Annotated in this window: 14 protein-coding genes and 1 pseudogene; 6 read left to right on the top strand and 9 right to left on the bottom strand. The window is 70.1% G+C overall.

Annotated features, from left to right (window positions below):
• The 4 genes and pseudogenes from AB0C62_RS31500 to thyX all read right to left on the bottom strand — a co-directional run.
• Positions 1 to 109: pseudogene (locus AB0C62_RS31500) on the bottom strand (ribonuclease P protein component); the annotation flags it as partial.
• Positions 110 to 145: 36 nt separating this feature from the next.
• A complete protein-coding gene (locus tag AB0C62_RS31495; RefSeq protein ID WP_362978949.1) occupies positions 146 to 1,831 on the bottom strand; it encodes a ribonuclease J in 1,686 nt (561 codons plus the stop codon).
• A gap of 135 nt (positions 1,832 to 1,966) precedes the next feature.
• Entirely contained in the window at positions 1,967 to 2,866 is a 900-nt protein-coding gene (gene dapA / locus AB0C62_RS31490; protein WP_362978947.1) for a 4-hydroxy-tetrahydrodipicolinate synthase, read from the bottom strand.
• 211 nt (positions 2,867 to 3,077) lie between these two features.
• Positions 3,078 to 3,818 (bottom strand): FAD-dependent thymidylate synthase, encoded by a 741-nt coding sequence (gene thyX, locus AB0C62_RS31485; protein ID WP_362978945.1) that lies wholly within the window; start codon positions 3,816 to 3,818, stop codon positions 3,078 to 3,080.
• 233 nt (positions 3,819 to 4,051) lie between these two features.
• Between thyX and AB0C62_RS31480 the strand changes: the two genes are divergently transcribed.
• Complete coding sequence (locus AB0C62_RS31480; RefSeq protein ID WP_081219742.1) at positions 4,052 to 4,291, top strand: hypothetical protein; 240 nt, start codon at positions 4,052 to 4,054, stop codon at positions 4,289 to 4,291.
• Positions 4,292 to 4,381: 90 nt separating this feature from the next.
• A complete protein-coding gene (locus AB0C62_RS31475; RefSeq protein ID WP_362978943.1) occupies positions 4,382 to 4,939 on the top strand; it encodes a hypothetical protein in 558 nt (185 codons plus the stop codon).
• A 132-nt stretch (positions 4,940 to 5,071) separates the two neighbouring features.
• Here the strand turns inward: AB0C62_RS31475 and AB0C62_RS31470 are convergent, their stop codons facing one another.
• The 5 genes from AB0C62_RS31470 to rpsO form a co-directional block, all read right to left on the bottom strand.
• Positions 5,072 to 5,524 (bottom strand): hypothetical protein, encoded by a 453-nt coding sequence (locus AB0C62_RS31470; protein ID WP_362978941.1) that lies wholly within the window; start codon positions 5,522 to 5,524, stop codon positions 5,072 to 5,074.
• A gap of 32 nt (positions 5,525 to 5,556) precedes the next feature.
• On the bottom strand, positions 5,557 to 6,309 hold the full coding sequence (gene dapB, locus AB0C62_RS31465; protein WP_362978939.1) for a 4-hydroxy-tetrahydrodipicolinate reductase: 753 nt from the start codon (positions 6,307 to 6,309) through the stop codon (positions 5,557 to 5,559).
• A gap of 25 nt (positions 6,310 to 6,334) precedes the next feature.
• Complete coding sequence (locus AB0C62_RS31460; RefSeq protein ID WP_362978937.1) at positions 6,335 to 7,714, bottom strand: pitrilysin family protein; 1,380 nt, start codon at positions 7,712 to 7,714, stop codon at positions 6,335 to 6,337.
• On the bottom strand, positions 7,711 to 9,927 hold the full coding sequence (locus AB0C62_RS31455) for a polyribonucleotide nucleotidyltransferase (protein ID WP_362978935.1): 2,217 nt from the start codon (positions 9,925 to 9,927) through the stop codon (positions 7,711 to 7,713). The genes AB0C62_RS31460 and AB0C62_RS31455 overlap by 4 nt, the downstream gene beginning before the upstream one ends.
• 358 nt (positions 9,928 to 10,285) lie before the next feature.
• The gene (rpsO, locus tag AB0C62_RS31450; RefSeq protein ID WP_081219736.1) at positions 10,286 to 10,576 is read right to left on the bottom strand and encodes a 30S ribosomal protein S15; all 291 of its coding nucleotides are present in this window, start codon (positions 10,574 to 10,576) and stop codon (positions 10,286 to 10,288) included.
• 266 nt (positions 10,577 to 10,842) lie between these two features.
• Here rpsO and AB0C62_RS31445 point away from each other — a divergent pair, with 266 nt between their 5' ends.
• The 4 genes from AB0C62_RS31445 (at position 10,843) to AB0C62_RS31430 (ending at position 18,373) form a co-directional block, all read left to right on the top strand.
• Positions 10,843 to 11,139, top strand: a complete 297-nt coding sequence (locus AB0C62_RS31445; protein ID WP_362978933.1) for a DUF397 domain-containing protein — start codon at positions 10,843 to 10,845, stop codon at positions 11,137 to 11,139.
• A 419-nt stretch (positions 11,140 to 11,558) separates the two neighbouring features.
• Positions 11,559 to 15,059, top strand: coding sequence for an SCO5717 family growth-regulating ATPase (locus AB0C62_RS31440; RefSeq protein ID WP_362978931.1), 3,501 nt, complete (start codon positions 11,559 to 11,561; stop codon positions 15,057 to 15,059).
• 330 nt (positions 15,060 to 15,389) lie between these two features.
• Positions 15,390 to 17,234: an ABC transporter substrate-binding protein gene (locus tag AB0C62_RS31435; RefSeq protein WP_362978929.1), complete on the top strand. Its 1,845-nt coding sequence runs from the start codon at positions 15,390 to 15,392 to the stop codon at positions 17,232 to 17,234.
• Between the two features lie 71 nt (positions 17,235 to 17,305).
• A complete protein-coding gene (locus AB0C62_RS31430; protein ID WP_362978927.1) occupies positions 17,306 to 18,373 on the top strand; it encodes an ABC transporter permease in 1,068 nt (355 codons plus the stop codon).
• Positions 18,374 to 18,396 lie beyond the last annotated feature (23 nt).

The raw sequence follows: 18,396 nt of genomic DNA, 5'->3' as shown, positions 1-18,396 counted from the left end.
GTGCACCGCTACGAAGGTGGACGACGAGGAGCGGGCGTCCGGCCCGGCGTCCTCGACGTACCGCGGTCGCGAAGTCCTCGCGCCGCCTCAGCCGAGCCTCGATGCAAATCGAGGCGGCCCGCTCCTGGTTGACGTGCTCCGGGGGTCAGACCTCGACCACGACCGGGAGGATCATCGGGCGCCGGCGGTAGTTGTCGGAGACCCACTTGCCCAGCGTGCGGCGGATGAGCTGCTGCATCTGGTGGGGCTCGACCACGCCGTCCTGAGCGGACCGCTCCAGGACTTCGGTGACCTTCGGAATGACGTCGGCGAACGCGGCGTCGTCGATACCGGAGCCACGGGCCTGCACGTGCGGACCGCCCGTGAGCTTGCCCGTGCTGGAGTCCATCACCACGAAGACCGAGATGATGCCCTCGTCTCCGAGGATCCTGCGGTCCTTGAGCGCGGGCTCGCCGACGTCACCGACCGAGAGGCCGTCGACGTACACGTACCCGGCCTGGACCTTGCCGGAGATCTTCGCCTTGCCGTTGATCAGGTCGACGACCACGCCGTCCTCGGCGATCACGATGCGGTCGTGCGGGACGCCGGTGAGGGCGCCCAGCTCGGCGTTGGCGCGCAGGTGGCGCCATTCGCCGTGGACCGGCATCAGGTTGCGCGGCTTGCAGATGTTATAGAAGTACAGCAGCTCGCCCGCCGAGGCGTGACCCGAGACGTGCACCTTGGCGTTGCCCTTGTGGATGACGTTCGCACCCCAGCGGGTCAGGCCGTTGATGACGCGGTAGACCGCGTTCTCGTTGCCGGGGATCAGCGACGACGCCAGGATCACGGTGTCGCCCTGGACGATCCGGATCTGGTGGTCGCGGTTCGCCATCCGGGAGAGAGCGGCCATCGGCTCACCCTGCGAGCCGGTGCAGACCAGCACGACCTCGTGGTCCGGGAGGTCGTCGAGCGTCTTGACGTCGACCACCAGGCCCGGCGGGACCTTCAGGTAGCCGAGGTCCCGGGCGATGCCCATGTTGCGGACCATCGAGCGGCCGACGAAGGCGACCCTGCGGCCGTACTCGTGCGCGGTGTCGAGGATCTGCTGGATGCGGTGCACGTGGCTGGCGAAGCTCGCCACGATGATCCGCTTGCTGGCGTTCGCGAAGACCTGGCGCAGCACGTTCGAGATGTCGCGCTCGGGCGGGACGAAGCCGGGGACCTCGGCGTTCGTGGAGTCCGAGAGGAGAAGGTCGATGCCTTCCTCGCTCAGACGCGCGAACGCGTGCAGGTCCGTGAGGCGGCCGTCCAGCGGGAGCTGGTCCATCTTGAAGTCGCCGGTGTGGACGACCATGCCCGCGGGGGTGCGGATGGCGACCGCGAGGGCGTCCGGGATGGAGTGGTTGACCGCGACGAACTCGCAGTCGAAGGGACCGATGCGCTCGCGGTGGCCCTCGGCCACCTCCAGCGTGTACGGCCGGATGCGGTGCTCCTGGAGCTTCGCCTCGATGAGAGCGAGGGTCAGCTTGGAGCCGATCAGCGGGATGTCCGGCTTCTCGCGCAGGAGGAACGGGACGGCGCCGATGTGATCCTCGTGGCCGTGCGTGAGCACGATGCCCTCGATGTCGTCGAGGCGGTCCCGGATGGACGTGAAGTCCGGCAGGATCAGGTCGATTCCGGGCTGCTCCTCCTCGGGGAAGAGCACTCCGCAGTCGACGATCAGGAGGCGGCCTCCGTACTCGAAGACCGTCATGTTCCGGCCGATCTCGCCGAGGCCGCCGAGCGGGGTGACCCGCAGGCCGCCCTTCGGAAGGACCGGCGGTGCGCCGAGTTCAGGATGCGGATGACTCAAAAGACTCTCCTCACCACGGACGCCACGTACCTGGCAAGGCACGTGGCGCGCGTGACGTTCGTGCAGTAGCAGTTGTCTGTGTGGGGTGCGGGCCGATGGCCTGCGGTGGTGCTTATTCAGTTGTGAAGTCTGTGATCAGAGCTCTACCCCGCCGGCGCCAAGATCGATCTTGAGCTGGACGGTCTCCTCGGGCGACAGCTCGACCATCGGGGCGCGCAGCGGACCGGCCGGCAGCCCCTGGAGGGCGAGTGCGGCCTTGGTCGTCATGACGCCCTGGGTGCGGAACATGCCGGTGAAGACGGGGAGCAGCTTCTGGTGGATCTCGGTGGCCTTCTGGACGTCGCCCGAGAGGTGGGCGTCGAGCATGGCGCGGAGTTCCGGGGTGACGACGTGGCCGACGACGGAGACGAACCCGACCGCGCCCACGGAGAGCAGCGGGAGGTTCAGCATGTCGTCGCCGGAGTACCAGGCGAGGCCGGAGCGGGCGATGGCCCAGCTGGCCCGGCCGAGGTCTCCCTTGGCGTCCTTGTTCGCGACGATACGGGGGTGCTCGGCGAGCCGCACCAGGGTTTCGGTGTTGATCGGGACGCCGCTGCGGCCGGGGATGTCGTAGAGCATGACCGGCAGGCCGGTCGCGTCGGCGATGGCCGTGAAGTGCCGGTAGAGGCCCTCCTGCGGCGGCTTGTTGTAGTACGGCGTCACGGTGAGAAGGCCGTGCGCGCCGACCTGCTCGGCGGCGCGGGCCAGCTCGATGCTGTGGTGGGTGTCGTTCGTGCCGACGCCCGCGACGACGTGGGCGCGGTCGCCGACCGCCTCCACCACGGCACGTACGAGATCCGATTTCTCCGCGTTGCTGGTGGTCGGGGACTCACCGGTGGTGCCGTTGATGATCAGGCCGTCGTTGCCTGCGTCCACCAGGTGGGTGGCGAGCCGCTGAGCGCCGTCGAGGTCGAGTGCGCCGTCCGCCGTGAAGGGCGTGACCATGGCGGTGAGGACCCGCCCGAAGGGGGTCTGCGGAGTGGAGGTCGGAGCCATGGGTAACACGCTACTCGCTGCTCAACCCGGGGTCTGCCCTCGGGGGACACGACAAAGCATGACAAAGGTGGAGCCCGGCACTGCCTGCTCGGGGGTTCAAGCAGTGCCGGGTCCGTTTGATCAGGCTAGATGAACTTCGCGAAATGCCGCAATACGGACACCTCGCTCGGCTGATCCGTACATCTGTGCCGGACCGGTGCGCGCAGGCGCTTTACGGCGCCACACGTCCGTTCGCGTTGTAGGCCGCGTGTGTGAGCGGCATGAGCCTGGCCCACTCCGCCTCCATCTTCTCGCCGACCATCTCGATCTCCCGCTGCGGGAAGGAGCGGACCTTGGCGAGCTCGTGCTGGGTGCGCAGGCCGAGGAAGTGCATCAGGGACCGCGCGTTGCACGTGGCGTACATCGAGGAGAAGAGGCCGACCGGGAGGACGGCGCGGGCGACCTCGCGGGCCACGCCGGCGGCGAGCATCTCCTGGTACGCCTCGTACGCCTGGCGGTAGGAGTCCTCCATCGCGCGGCCCGTGAGCTCCAGCTGGGCCTGCGTGCCCTCCACGAAGACGTACTTGCCGGGGCGGCCCTCCTGGACCAGCTTGCGGGAGGCGCCCGGGACGTAGAAGACCGGCTCCAGCTCCCTGTAGCGACCCGATTCCTCGTTGTACGACCAGCCGACGCGGTGCCGCATGAACTCGCGGAAGACGAAGATCGGGGCGCTGATGAAGAAGGTCATCGAATTGTGCTCGAAGGGGCTGCCGTGCCGGTCCCGCATCAGGTAGTTGATCAGGCCCTTGGAACGCTCCGGGTCCTTCTGCAGCTCTTCCAGCGACTGCTCCCCGGCCGTGGAGACACGGGCGGCGAACAGCACGTCGGCGTCGGAGGCCGTGTGCTTGATCAGCTCGACGGTGACATCGCTGCGGAAGCTGGGCTTGAGGTCGTCGGCGGGGGTGTCGGTCACGGTGCGGAGGGTCCTTCCCATCACTGGCTCGGGCGGCGACCACTCTACGGCCCGGCACCGACAACGGGGCGTTCGGTACCGTGCCGCGACATTCGGCACCGAACTTCTGCGAATTCGGTGATTCAGGGCACCTCTTGGGGCATTCGTGCGTCTGTATGGGTGAGGGCGATGCGTTCGAGCCGCTCTCACCGACCGTCACACCAGCACGAGTCTCCGGAAGGAGAAGCACGCCCATGTTCCGCCGGCGCGAGCCCGTCCCGTTCGCCTTCATCGCCGAGGCCGACCAGTTCCGCAGCAATGTCACTCCCCCACCCCGTGAGCGGGCCTCCGCCGGGCAGATGGTCGGGCGATGGCTCATCGGCCTCACCGTCGTCGCCGGGATAGCGGGGTCCCTGCTCGTCGGGATGCCCGCCTTGTCGCAGGATCAGTCACCTGCGAAGACGCAGCATTCCGAGGCGTCGGACGGCCGCTGACTCATCCGGACCCCCAAGGGTGGTGGCCCGGCATCCGGCTCGATAGCCTCACCGGGCACAGCCCATGCGTGGATTGAGTGAGGATCAGTCGTGCCCCTGCCTTTCCTGACGGCGGACCGCGCCTTTGACGAGGCCGCGGACGATGTCGCGCTGCCCTTCGACGACCGCGACCGCTGGCGGCGCCCCTACCGGCCCGGTCCGTGTCGGGTCGGCGCCGCCGCGCTCGTCCTGCTGCTCGCCTCGTACGTGCTCGTGGCGGCCGTGATCATCGCCGTCGCCGGCACGGTGCCCGCCGCCGCGGCCTGCATGGTCGGCGCCGCGATCGCCATACTGTGCGCGCTGCGCCTGTTGCGCGTCGGTGTGTGGGTCAGCGCCCGGGGACTGCGCAGGGTGGGTTTCTTCGTCACGAGCACGACCCCGTGGCAGCAGGTCACCGCCGTGCGGACGGTGCAGCAGCCGGTGCGCTGGCTTGGGCTGCCGCGCACGGTGCAGGGACAGGCACTGACGCTCGTGCGGACAGAGCGCGCGCCCGGTGAGGTGCCGCCGCTCATGACGACGCACAACACCGACTTCCTGGCCCGTACGGAGGCCTTCGACCGCGCGGCGGACGCCGTCGAGGTGTGGGCGGACGAGTACCGCCGGCACTGACGGGCGATCACGCCGAGGGCGACGACGGAGGAGGGGCCGATCCGCACACGGTGCGGGTCGGCCCCTCCTTCGTTCGTACAGCCGCCATGGCGGGCGTCGTGCACCCGACCTCGTGGGCGTCGGGTGCCTCAGTCAGGCTTCCAGGGTCCGGCCCTCCTGGAGGGCGATGGCCCGCTGCATGGCCTTGCGGGCGCGCGGGGTGTCCCGGGCGTCGTGGTAGGCCACCGCGAGGCGGAACCAGTTGCGCCAGTCGTCCGGCGCGTCCTCCGTCTCGGCCTTGCGGCGGGCGAAGACCTCGTCGGCCGAGTCGCGGTCGATGCGGCCGCCCTCGGTGCGCCGCAGCTCGTCGACGGGCAGTCCGCCCTCGGCGTCGAGCACGGCGGCGAGCCTGTTGGCCTTCCGGACGAACTGCGTGTTCGCCCAGAGGAACCAGACACCGATGACCGGCAGGATGAGCACGGCGACACCGAAGGTGACGGTGATCAGGGTGCCGTCCTGGATGAGCATCACTCCCCGGCTGCCGACCAGGACGAAATAGACGACCAGGACGGCGGCCGTGACGGCATAGGTGATTTTCGCGCGCATGTCTGCCGGTTACCTCGTGTACGTGCCCCGGCTCAGCCGAGGTCCAGGAAGTGTTCCAGGCCGAAGGTGAGGCCCGGGGTGGTCACCACACGGCGGACGCCGAGCAGGATGCCCGGCATGAAGCTGCTGTGGTGCAGGGAGTCGTGGCGGATGGTGAGGGTCTCGCCCTCGCCGCCGAGCAGGACCTCCTGGTGGGCGAGGAGGCCGCGCAGCCGGACCGCGTGCACCGGCACGCCGTCGACGTCCGCGCCGCGGGCGCCGTCCAGGGCGGTCGCCGTGGCGTCGGGCTGCGGGGCACTGCCCGCGCGGTCCCGGGCCGCGGCGATGAGCTGGGCGGTGCGCGTGGCGGTGCCGCTGGGGGCGTCCACCTTGTTCGGGTGGTGCAGCTCGATGACCTCGACGGACTCGAAGTACGGCGCGGCGACCTCGGCGAACTTCATGGTCAGGACGGCCCCGATGGAGAAGTTCGGCGCGATGAGCACGCCGGTCTCCGGAGACGCGGCCAGCGAGGTGCCGAGCTGCGTGAGGCGCTCGTCGGTCCAGCCGGTCGTGCCGACCACGGCGTGGATGCCGTGCCGGACACAGAAGTCGAGGTTGCCCATCACCGAGGCGGGGGTGGTCAGTTCGACGGCGACCTGGGCGCCGGCGTCGACCAGCGTCTCCAGCTTGTCGCCGCGCCCGAGGGCGGCCACCAGTTCCATGTCCTCGGCGGCCTCGACGGCTCGTACCGCCTCGGCTCCGATCCGGCCCTTGGCACCGAGGACCGCCACGCGCAGCTTGCTCATTGCTTCGTTCCTTACCGAGACGGGATCAGGCGACCGCGTCGTGCAGTCGGGACGCCTGCTTGTCCTTGACCGGGCCGATGACCGACAGCGAGGGCCGCTGTCCCAGGACGTCCCGGGCTACCTCGCGGACCTCGTCCGGGGTGACCGAGGCGATCTTGGCCAGCATGTCGTCGACGGACATCTGCTCGCCCCAGCACAGCTCACTCTTGCCGATGCGGTTCATCAACGCGCCGGTGTCCTCGAGGCCGAGGACGGTGGAGCCCTGGAGCTGACCGACGGCGCGGCCGATCTCGTCGTCCGAGAGTCCGTGCGCGGCGACCTGGTCGAGCTCGTCGCGGCAGAGCTTCAGGACGTCGTGGACCTGGCTCGGTCGGCAGCCCGCGTAGACGCCGAAGAGACCGCAGTCGGCGAAGCCCGAGGTGTACGAGTACACGCTGTAGGCCAGGCCGCGCTTCTCGCGGACCTCCTGGAAGAGGCGCGAGGACATGCCGCCGCCGAGCGCGGTGTTCAGGACGCCGAGGGCCCAGCGGCGCTCGTCGGTGCGGGCGAGACCCGGCATGCCGAGGACGACGTGGGCCTGCTCGGTCTTGCGGCCGAGCAGTTCGACTCGGCCGGCCGTGCGGATCGTGCGCCGGCCGTCGCGCGGGGCCATGGGGGCCGCCGTCGCGTTCTTGAAGGCGCCCGCCTTCTCGAAGGCGGCGCGCACCTGGCGGACGACCTTGTCGTGGTCGACGTTGCCCGCGGCGGCCACCACGAGGTGGGTCGGGTCGTAGTGCTTCTTGTAGAAGCGGCGGATGCGGTCGGCGGTGAGGGCGTTGACCGTGTCGACCGTGCCGAGGACCGGGCGGCCGAGGGGGTTGTCGCCGAACATCGTGTGCGCGAACAGGTCGTGCACGCAGTCGCCCGGGTCGTCCTCGGTCATCGCGATCTCTTCGAGGATCGCACCGCGCTCGACGTTGACGTCGTCCTCACAGATGAGGGAGCCGGTCAGCATGTCGCAGACCACGTCGATCGCGAGCGGCAGGTCGGTGTCGAGCACGCGCGCGTAGTAGCACGTGTACTCCTTGGCCGTGAACGCGTTCATCTCGCCACCGACCGCGTCGATCGCGGAAGAGATGTCCAGGGCGGACCTGCGGTTCGTGCCCTTGAAGAGCAGGTGCTCCAGGTAGTGCGTGGCGCCGTTCAGAGCCGGCGTCTCGTCGCGGGAGCCCACGTTCGCCCAGATGCCGAACGTCGCGGAGCGCACCGAGGGCAGCGTCTCGGTGACGATGCGCAGGCCACCGGGGAGGGTGGTCTTGCGGACCGTGCCGATGCCGTTCGTGCCCTTGATCAGGGTTTGGGTACGGGCGACGGCCCGCGCCTCCGAGGAGGTGCGGGCCGTCGTCGTGGAGCTACTCGACGTCACTTGTCGGTGTCGTCCTTCTTCTCATCGTCGCCTTCGCCCTCGACCACGGGGATCAGGGAGAGCTTGCCGCGGGAGTCGATCTCGGCGATCTCGACCTGGACCTTGGAGCCCACGGCCAGGACGTCCTCGACGTTCTCCACGCGCTTGCCGCCGGCGAGCTTGCGGATCTGCGAGATGTGCAGGAGACCGTCCTTGCCCGGGAGCAGCGACACGAACGCACCGAAGGTCGTCGTCTTCACGACGGTGCCCAGGTAGCGCTCGCCGACCTCCGGCATGGTCGGGTTGGCGATCGAGTTGATCGTGGCGCGCGCGGCCTCGGCCTGCGAGCCCTGCTGGGCACCGATGTAGATGGTGCCGTCGTCCTCGATCGTGATGTCGGCGCCGGTGTCCTCCTGGATCTGGTTGATCATCTTGCCCTTGGGGCCGATGACCTCACCGATCTTGTCCACGGGGATCTTGACGGTGATGATCCGCGGGGCGTTCGGGGACATCTCGTCCGGCGTGTCGATCGCTTCCATCATCACGTCGAGGATGTGGAGGCGGGCGTCGCGGGCCTGCTTGAGGGCCGCGGCCAGGACGGAGGCGGGGATGCCGTCCAGCTTGGTGTCGAGCTGGAGGGCGGTCACGAACTCCTTGGTGCCGGCGACCTTGAAGTCCATGTCGCCGAAGGCGTCCTCCGCACCGAGGATGTCGGTGAGGGCGACGTAGTGCGTCTGGCCGTCGATCTCCTGGGAGATCAGACCCATGGCGATACCGGCGACGGCGGCCTTGAGCGGCACACCGGCGTTCAGCAGCGACATGGTCGAGGCGCAGACGGAGCCCATGGACGTCGAGCCGTTGGAGCCGAGGGCCTCGGACACCTGACGGATCGCGTAGGGGAACTCCTCGCGGGTCGGCAGGACCGGCACGATCGCGCGCTCGGCGAGCGCGCCGTGGCCGATCTCGCGGCGCTTCGGGGAGCCGACGCGGCCCGTCTCACCGACGGAGTACGGCGGGAAGTTGTAGTTGTGCATGTAGCGCTTGCGGGTCACCGGGGAAAGGGTGTCCAGCTGCTGCTCCATGCGGAGCATGTTCAGGGTGGTGACGCCCAGGATCTGGGTCTCGCCACGCTCGAACAGCGCCGAGCCGTGCACGCGCGGGATGGCCTCGACCTCGGCGGCCAGCGTACGGATGTCCGTGACGCCGCGGCCGTCGATGCGGACCTTGTCCTTGATGACGCGCTCGCGGACCAGCTTCTTGGTCAGCGCGCGGTACGCGGCGGAGATCTCCTTCTCGCGACCCTCGAACTGCGGGAGCAGCTTCTCGGCGGCGATCTCCTTGACGCGGTCCAGCTCGGCCTCGCGGTCCTGCTTGCCGGCGATGGTGAGCGCCTGGGCGAGCTCGCTCTTGACCGCGGCGGTGAGGGCCTCGAAGACGTCGTCCTGGTAGTCCAGGAAGATCGGGAACTCGCCGGTCGGCTTGGCGGCCTTGGCGGCGAGGTCCGACTGCGCCTTGCAGAGGACCTTGATGAAGGGCTTCGCGGCGTCGAGGCCGGCGGCCACGACCTCCTCGGTCGGCGCCTCGGCGCCACCCTGGACGAGCGTGATCGTCTTGTCGGTGGCCTCGGCCTCGACCATCATGATCGCGACGTCGCCGTCCTCGAGGACACGACCGGCGACGACCATGTCGAAGACGGCGTCCTCGAGCTCGGTGTGCGTCGGGAACGCGACCCACTGGCCGTTGATCAGCGCGACGCGGACGCCGCCGACCGGGCCGGAGAAGGGCAGACCGGCCAGCTGCGTGGACGCGGAGGCGGCGTTGATCGCCACGACGTCGTACAGGTGGTCGGGGTTGAGGGCCATGATCGTCGCGACGACCTGGATCTCGTTGCGAAGGCCCTTCTTGAAGGACGGACGCAGCGGGCGGTCGATCAGGCGACAGGTGAGGATGGCGTCCTCGGAGGGACGGCCCTCACGGCGGAAGAAGCTGCCGGGGATCTTGCCGGCGGCGTACATCCGCTCCTCGACGTCCACCGTCAGGGGGAAGAAGTCGAGCTGGTCCTTGGGCTTCTTGGAAGCGGTGGTGGCCGACAGCACCATGGTGTCGTCGTCCAGGTACGCGACGGCGGAGCCGGCGGCCTGACGGGCCAGCCTGCCCGTCTCGAAGCGGATGGTGCGGGTACCGAAGGAACCGTTGTCGATGACGGCCTCGGCGTAGTGGGTCTCGTTCTCCACTAGTGTTTTCTCCTCGTCTTCGTCCCGTCCTGCCCGTGTGGCAGGGGGACGGTGGCGGAGAGCGCTCCTCCTGGTGCGGGCCGGTCTTCGATCGAAGCACCCGGGGCTCTTACGCCCGGGGGCCACTACCGAGGACCGGCGGCGGCGAGGCGCGCTTCTCCTCGTTCGGTGTCGTGCGATGCCCTACCCGGCGGGTACGGCTTCGTCACGCTCTGTTCGTACGTGCTGTTTCCTGCGTATTGCGTTGTGCTACCACACTACAAAGCGTCGGTGACACTCCGCACGTACAAGGCCGTGCGGCGGCACATACAGCAAAAGGAGCGGCTCCCGACGCGGGAACCGCTCCCTCCACGGCGTCTTACTTGGCGCCGCCGGCCGCACCGCGGCGGATGCCCAGGCGGTCGACCAGCGCACGGAAGCGCTGGATGTCCTTCTTGGCCAGGTACTGAAGCAGGCGGCGACGCTGGCCGACCAGGATCAGAAGACCACGGCGGGAGTGGTGGTCGTGCTTGTGGGTCTTGAGGTGCTCGGTCAGGTCCGAGATCCGGCGCGAAAGCATGGCGACCTGGACCTCGGGGGAGCCGGTGTCGCCCTCCTTCTGACCGAACTCGCTGATGAGCTGCTTCTTCGTAGCGGCGTCGAGCGGCACGCTTACTCCTTGTAGTCTCGTGTCTGCCACCGAGTGCCCCTGGTCGAATTCTCAGGGGAGCTTCCGTGACTCGGAAGGCGGGGATCCGATGGGCGCGGCCTCCAGAGCAGCGCTCCGGGGGTGCGTACACAAACGGCCGTTACACAGGGTACCAGCCTGGCCGGACGCGTCTGCCAGGGTCACGGAAGGTTCCCGGGCGGTGTGGTCCAGGCCACTAGGGTGACGCCGCAGAGGTCATTCGTACGTGGGGAAGGGGCCGGCGGAACATGGCCGAGGAAGCGGACAAGGACGTCAAGGCGCGCAAGGAGCGGGAGAAGGACGAGCTCTACGCCCTGGACATCTCGGGCGCGGAATGGCAGAGCGCGCCCGGCACCGAGGAGCACGAGGAGCGGGTCGAGATCGCGTATCTGTCCGGGGGTGCGGTGGCCATGCGCTCGTCGCTCGACCCGGGGACGGTGCTGCGGTACACGGAGGCGGAGTGGCGGGCCTTCGTGCTGGGTGCCCGGGACGGCGAGTTCGACCTGGAACCGGCGCCGCACGTCGAGAGTCTGCCGGCCGAGTAGTGGCGGAGCAGGGGCACGGTCGGCGGCCGTCCGGTGGGCGGCATCCCGGCACCGTGTGAACGCTGAGCGTCGAAGGGCCGGAGCGGAGAGGTTCTCCGCTCCGGCCCTTGCTGCTGTTTGTCTGCTTTGGGGCTCAATCGTGAGCGTGTGTACGCCACTTCTGGGCAGGGTGTGACGTAGCGGGCGTCCGCGGTGGGGTGGACGGGCCTGCCCTCCTGACAGTCATGGTGATTAGGCTGGGACAGGGCGCGACGCCAGAACCCGTGGACGGGAGGCTCGTGTTCCAGGGGGAGCCGGGTCAATTCGGACGACCTCGTACGGACTTCGGACGACCTCGGGCGTTCACGGACGCCCACGGACGACAAGTAGACGGTCGCCCCGGCACGGCTTGAGGGTGCTCGACCACACCAGGAGGAATTGTGAACAGCGATCGGGACGGGAACCGCGGGGGCTGGGCCACGCCCGGCGACGACCAGTCCGACGCGGAGTCCGCCGTCGAGACGACGGGCGAGTTCACCATCGACTACGCGCCGCCGGCCTGGTACACGCAGAACGCCTCGGGCGGCTCCGGGGATTCGGACGCCGCGGACACCGAAGCGGACGCGGAGGAGCCGGTCGACGCGGACGCTCCCGCGGGCTCCGAGGACGCGGCGCGGACCGAGGACGCGGCGGCCGCCGTGCCGCCCGTCCCGGACGCGGCCGGTCCCGGCGCCGTACCGAACCTTCCCGTGGGCGGTTTCGAACCGCAGTGGGCACCGCCCGCTCCGCCGGTCGCTCCGACTCCCGCTTCTCCCCCGGCTTCTGCCGCTCCCGTCGTCGGTTCCGGTGCGGCGGACATCCCTTCCTTCACCCCGTCGGACACCCCCGCGGACGAGCCCGACTCCACGACCGGGGATCTGGAGAGCGGCGCGACCATGCGGTTCTCCGCCGCCGCGGTGAAGCGTGAGATCGCGGAGCGGACGGGTTCGGAGCCCGCCGAGGGCGAGGACGTCGCTCCGGACGCTCCCGCGCCCGCGCCCGTTCTTGCTCCTGCTCCCGCCGTGGTCGCCTCCGAGGACGACAGGGACGACGAGGCCGCGGACGTCGACGCGGAAGGCCAGGACACTCGGGCCGAGGGCGCGGACGTGCAGGACGCGCAGGACGTCGAGGACACGGACGAAGACGAGGAGAGGGACGCTGGCAATCCCGAGGCGGAGGCCGAAGCCGACGCCGACCTCCCGGTCGAGCCCGTGGCCGTCGTCGAGCCCGCCCTCCCCGCCCAGCCCGTGAGCCCGCCCGAGCCCACCATCGACCCGGTTCTCGCGTACCAGTCGCTGGAGGCCGGCGTACACCGGATCGGTACGTCCGAAGCGCCGGCGACGGACGGGACGTCCAGCGACGACGCTCAAGTCCTGTCCTCCGAGGCCAAGTTCACCGACGCGCAGGGCGGTGCGTCCACGGAGGCGGCCGAGGTCGCCGACGTCGTGGCAGCGCACCCCGCCGCCGACGAGCACATCGCGCCGGGCGAGGTTCCGGCGGACGACGTTCACGACGCCGTACCGGCGGACGCGCTCACGAACGACGGGCCGCAGGTCGAGGGTCCGACGGCCGGTGAGCCTCAGGACGCGCCCCCGGCCTGGGCGCCGCCGCCGCTCCCGCAGGCCGGACTTCCGCCGTTGCCGCCCGCCTATCAGCCCGCGGCTCCCGCCCCCGCCGCGCAGTGGCCCGCCTCCACGGAGCCGGCTCAGGCCCCCGGGCCGGCTCAGGTGCCGCCGCAGTCACCGGTTCCGCCGTACGTTCCGGATCCGCAGCAGGCTCCCGCCGCCGCGCAGGCGCCCGCTCCCGCGCCGGGCGCTCCCTTCCAGCCACCCGCGCCGCAGCCCGCGCCGGGCCGGCCCTTCCAGCCCCCTGCCGCGCAGCCCGCGCCGGGTCAGCCGTTCCAGCCTCCGGCGCCGGCCCCTCAGCCCGCGCCGCAGTCGGGGCCTCCGGCCTGGCCCGCCCCCGGTGAGCACGTCGCCGCAGGATCGCCGCAGGGGCCCGGACCGGTGCAGCCACCCGCCTACGACAGCTCGGTTCCGGCACCGCCGCCGGCCCAGCCCCCGGCTCCGGCCGCTCCGGTCGCCGACGCGCCCGCGCCGATCCCTCCGCAGCAGGGCAGTTACGGCTTCCCGCAGCCAGGGGCGCAGGTCCCGCCGCCCGCGCCGGCTCCCTCGGCTCCCCCCGCCCCGGCCTACGGCTTCCCGCAGCAGCCCGCGCCCCAGGCCCCGCAGGCACCCGCCCCGGCGACCGCCGCGCAGGCCCCCGGCTACGGTTTCCCGCAGCCCGCCGCGCCCGGTGCCGTACCGCCGCAGGCGCCGGCCCCCCAGCCGGGCTACGGGTTCCCGCAGCAGGCCGCCGCACCCGCGCCCGCCTACGGCTTCCCCCAGCAGCAGCCGGGCTACGGGTTCCCGCAGCAGGCGCCCGACTCCCCCGCTCCGCAGCCCGGTTTCGACCCGGCGCCGTCGCAGGTCCAGCCTCCGCAGCAGCCGGGCCCGGAGCCCGTGCAGCAGCAGCCGGCCGCGCCGGTCGACCCGCGGGCCGGTACCGCGTGGCCGCAGCCCGTCCGGCACGACCAGCGGCAGCCCACCAACCCCGGTGCGGCGCCGCTCGGTTACACCGCGGCCGTGGAGCTGTCCTCCGACCGGCTGCTCAACAACAAGCGGCAGAAGGTCAAGAGCGGTCGTCCGGCCGCCGCGCAGTCACGGTTCAAGCTGGGCGGCAAGAAGGAAGAGGCCGAGCGGCAGCGGAAGTTGGAGCTGATCCGCACCCCGGTGCTGTCCTGCTACCGGATCGCCGTCATCAGCCTCAAGGGCGGGGTCGGCAAGACGACCACGACGACCGCGCTCGGCTCCACGCTGGCCACCGAGCGGCAGGACAAGATCCTCGCCATCGACGCCAACCCGGACGCCGGCACGCTCGGACGCCGGGTGCGCCGCGAGACCGGGGCCACCATCCGTGACCTCGTGCAGGCGATCCCGTACATCAACTCGTACATGGACATCCGCCGGTTCACCTCGCAGGCGCCCTCCGGTCTCGAGATCATCGCCAACGACGTCGACCCGGCCGTGTCCACCGCGTTCAACGACGAGGACTACCGGCGCGCGATCGACGTCCTCGGCAAGCAGTACCCGATCATCCTGACCGACTCCGGCACGGGGCTGTTGTACAGCGCCATGCGCGGGGTGCTGGACCTCGCGGACCAGCTCATCATCATCTCGACGCCGTCGGTGGACGGGGCGAGCAGCGCCAGCACGACGCTCGACTGGCTGTCGGCGCACGGGTACGCGGACCTCGTCTCGCGGTCCATCACCGTCATCTCCGGGGTCCGCGAGACCGGCAAGATGATCAAGGTGGACGACATCGTCAGCCACTTCGAGACGCGCTGCCGCGGTGTCGTGGTCGTGCCGTTCGACGAGCACCTGTCCGCGGGTGCCGAGGTCGACCTCGACATGATGCGGCCCAAGGTGCGGGAGGCGTACTTCAACCTCAGCGCGATGGTGGCCGAGGACATCGCGCGGCACCAGCAGTCGCACGGTCTGTGGACGAACGACGGCAACCCCCCGCCGGTGGCCGCGCCCCCGATGCCGGGCCAGTACGCGCCCGAGCAGCAGGCCCCCGGACAGCCCGCCCCCGGGCAGCCCGCGCCGGGACAGGTGCCGCAGCAGCCTCAGCCCGGGCAGCCGTACTCCCAGCCGGCGCCTCCCGGTCAGCCCTACCCGCAGCAGCCAGGACAGCCGCAGGCACCGGGTCAGCCGTACCCGCAGGCTCCGGGTCAGGGCCACCCCCAGCCGGGGCAGGCCTATCCGCCGCCGCAGCCCGGCGCGCGGTTCCAGCCGGGGCAGCCCTACCCGCAGCACCCGGGTCAGACCCCGCCGCCGCCTCCGGCGCCGCCTCAGCAGTAACCCGATCGGCCCCATCGAGGAGCCGGTTCACGCGAGGGGCCCGCACCGTCCACGGACGGTGCGGGCCCCTCGCTTTTCCAGGGACGCCCGGGCACGCGTCCAGGGGCGTCACCTGCCGTCAGGCCGTCACCAGGGGCCCTTCACCGGTCTGAACCAATGAGCGAAAAATTGCCGCCAACTCGTTGTTTCCGCAGGCCACATGGGGTTCGCGCATCGTTGACTCGTGCAGACCACCGCTGATAGACACACAGATCAAATCCGCCGACGCCTCTTGATCAAGTCGTTCGACCAGCCTTCTGTGCGCAACTGATGACGCGAGGTCATGGACCCATGAAGACACAAGAGCAGCACCGCAGAGGCCTGGTGCGGCCCCGGCTCGTCGCCGCCGCGGGGGTCGCCGCCCTCACCCTGTCCGCCGGTCTCGCGACCCCGCTCAACCCGGCCCCGCAGCAGGCTCAGGCGAAGGAGGGCAAGAAGGTCCTCACCGTCGCGGTCGCGCAGAGCGTCGACTCGCTGAGCCCGTTCCTGGCGTCGCGCCTGGTCAGTACCAGCATCCACCGGCTGATGTACGAGTACCTGACCAACTACGACCCGGCGGACAACCACGCGATCCCGGGCCTCGCCACCAAGTGGGCGCCGTCGGCGGACAAGCTGACCTGGACGTACACGATCCGCTCCAACTCCCAGTGGTCGGACGGACAGCGGGCCACCGCCCAGGACGCGGCGTGGACGTTCAACAAGATGATGACCGACGAGGCCGCGGGCACCGCCAACGGCAGCTTCGTCGCCAACTTCAGGAAGGTCACCGCCCCCAGCCCCACCAAGCTGGTGATCGAGCTGAAGAAGCCGCAGGCCACGATGGCGGCGCTCGACGTGCCGATCGTGCCGAAGCACGTGTGGGAGAAGGTCGGCGACCTCTCCAAGTTCAACAACGACAAGAGCTTCCCGGTCGTCGGCAACGGCCCGTTCGTCCTCACGGGTTACAAGGCCGACAGCTACGTACGGCTGAAGCCCAACAAGACCTTCTGGCGCGGGGCCCCGAAGTTCGACGAGCTGGTCTTCAAGTACTACAAGGACGGGGACGCGGCCGTCGCGGCGCTCCAGAAGGGCGAGGTGTCCTTCGTCTCCAACCTGACGCCCGCGCAGTCGACCGCGCTCAAGTCCGAGCCGGACGTCAAGGTCAACGACGCACCGGGGCGCCGCTTCTACGCGCTGGCCACCAACCCGGGCGCGCAGGCCAGGAACGGCAAGCACTTCGGTGACGGCGCCCGGTCGCTGCTCGACCAGAAGGTCCGCCAGGCGCTGTTCCTGTCGATCGACCGGCAGACCCTGATCGACAAGGTCTTCCAGGGGCACGCCGTCGCGGGCGCGGGCTACATCCCGCCGCGCTTCTCGACGTACGCGTGGAAGCCGTCGGCGGACCAGGAGCTGGCCTACGACCCGGCCCGGGCCGCCAAACTGCTCGACGAGGCGGGCTACAAGAAGAACGCCGACGGCAAGCGCGTCGAGAAGAACGGCAAGCCGATCAACTACCGGATCCTCTGCCACGCCACCGACCCGAACGACAAGGCGGTCGGGCAGTACGTGAAGGAGTGGTTCGGGAAGCTGGGCATCGGGGTCACGCTCAACTGCCTGGACAACGTGACCGATCCGTGGCTGGCGGGTGACTACGACCTCGCCTTCGACGGCTGGTCGGTGAACCCGGACCCCGACTTCGTCCTGTCGATCCACACGTGCGGCGCACTCCCGGCCACTCCGAAGGACACGGGCGCGACGGACAACTTCATCTGCGACAAGAAGTACGACGACCTGTACGGCCGGCAGCTCGCCGAGTACGACACCGCGAAGCGGACGGACCTCGTCAAGCAGATGCAGTCGCGCCTCTACGACACCGGGTACATGAACGTCATGGCGTACCCGAACGCGGTCGAGGCCTATCGCACGGACCAGATCAAGTCGATCGAGACGATGCCGAAGGCCGCGGGCAACATCTACGGCCAGGACGGCTACTGGAGCTGGTGGTCGGCCGTTCCCGCGGGCTCCTCCGGTGCGTCCTCCGGCGGTTCCGGCTCGACGGGCGTCATCATCGGCATCGTCGCGGGCGTCGTCGTCCTCGTGGGCGCCGGTGCGTTCCTCGCGATGCGCCGCCGCTCGACGGCCGACGACCGTGAGTAGTGCCCGCGCCGCCCTCCCCCGGGAGCACCGCGGCCCGGGGCCCCGTGATCGCACGAGCGAATGAGTGGTTCATGACCGCTGAGGCAACACCCTCGCTGGTCGAGGCGACCGGCGGTCCGGCTCCGGCCGGGCCGTCGGCCCGCGGGCGAAAAGCGCGCGCCGGTACCGCCTATCCGCGGTACGTGGCGGGCAAGCTGGGCGGCGCCGCCGTCTCCCTGCTCGCCGTCCTCGTCACCAGTTTCTTCCTGTTCCGGCTCATCCCCGGCGACCCGGTCAAGTACATGACGGGCGGCCGTCAGGTGTCCGCCGAACAACTCGCCAACTATCGCAAGGAGTTCGGTCTCGACCTGCCGCTGTGGGAGCAGTTCACCGACTACTGCGGCAAGGCGCTCACGGGCGATCTCGGTACCTCGTACCAGTTCCGCGCCCCCGTCATCGACAAGATCACCGAGGCGCTGCCGAACACCCTGCTGCTCACGGTGACGGCCTTCGTCCTCTACACGGCACTCGGCATCTTCATCGGCACGCGGTCCGCGTGGCGGCACGGCGGACCGAGCGACCGCGTCAACACCGGTCTGGCGCTGACGCTCTACTCGATCCCGTCGTTCTGGCTGGGGCTGCTGCTCATCATCGTCTTCTCGGTGGGCATGGGTCCCGTCCCCGGACTGTTCCCGACGGGCGGCATGGAGTCGGGCGACAAGGAGGGCTTCGCGTACGTCCTCGACGTCGCCCACCATCTGGTCCTGCCGGTGGTGACGCTGGTCGCCGTCGAGTACGGGCAGACGCTGCTGGTGACGCGTTCGGCGCTGCTCGACGAGATGGGCAGCGACTATCTGACCACGGCCCGCGCGAAGGGGCTGCGGGACGACCTCGTACGCCGCCGTCACGCCGTGCCGAACGCGCTGCTGCCGACGGTCACGCTGATCTTCATCAACCTCGGCCGGACGGTCGCGGGCGTGATCCTCGTCGAGACCGTCTTCTCCTGGCCAGGGCTCGGCGGGCTGTTCTACCAGGCGCTGAGCGTGCCCGATCTGCCGCTGGTGCAGGGGCTGTTCTTCGTCTTCGCGGCCGCCGTGATCGTGATGAACACACTGGCCGACCTGATCTATCCGCTGCTGGACCCCCGGGTGGGCCGATGACCACGACCGAGCCGGACGGGCCG

Origin of the sequence: Streptomyces sp. NPDC048643, assembly GCF_040650615.1 — a bacterium.
In the GTDB taxonomy this organism is placed as follows: Bacteria; Actinomycetota; Actinomycetes; order Streptomycetales; family Streptomycetaceae; genus Streptomyces.
Note: the sequence above shows the minus strand (reverse complement) of the source record. Positions and strands in the feature narration are given on the sequence as shown.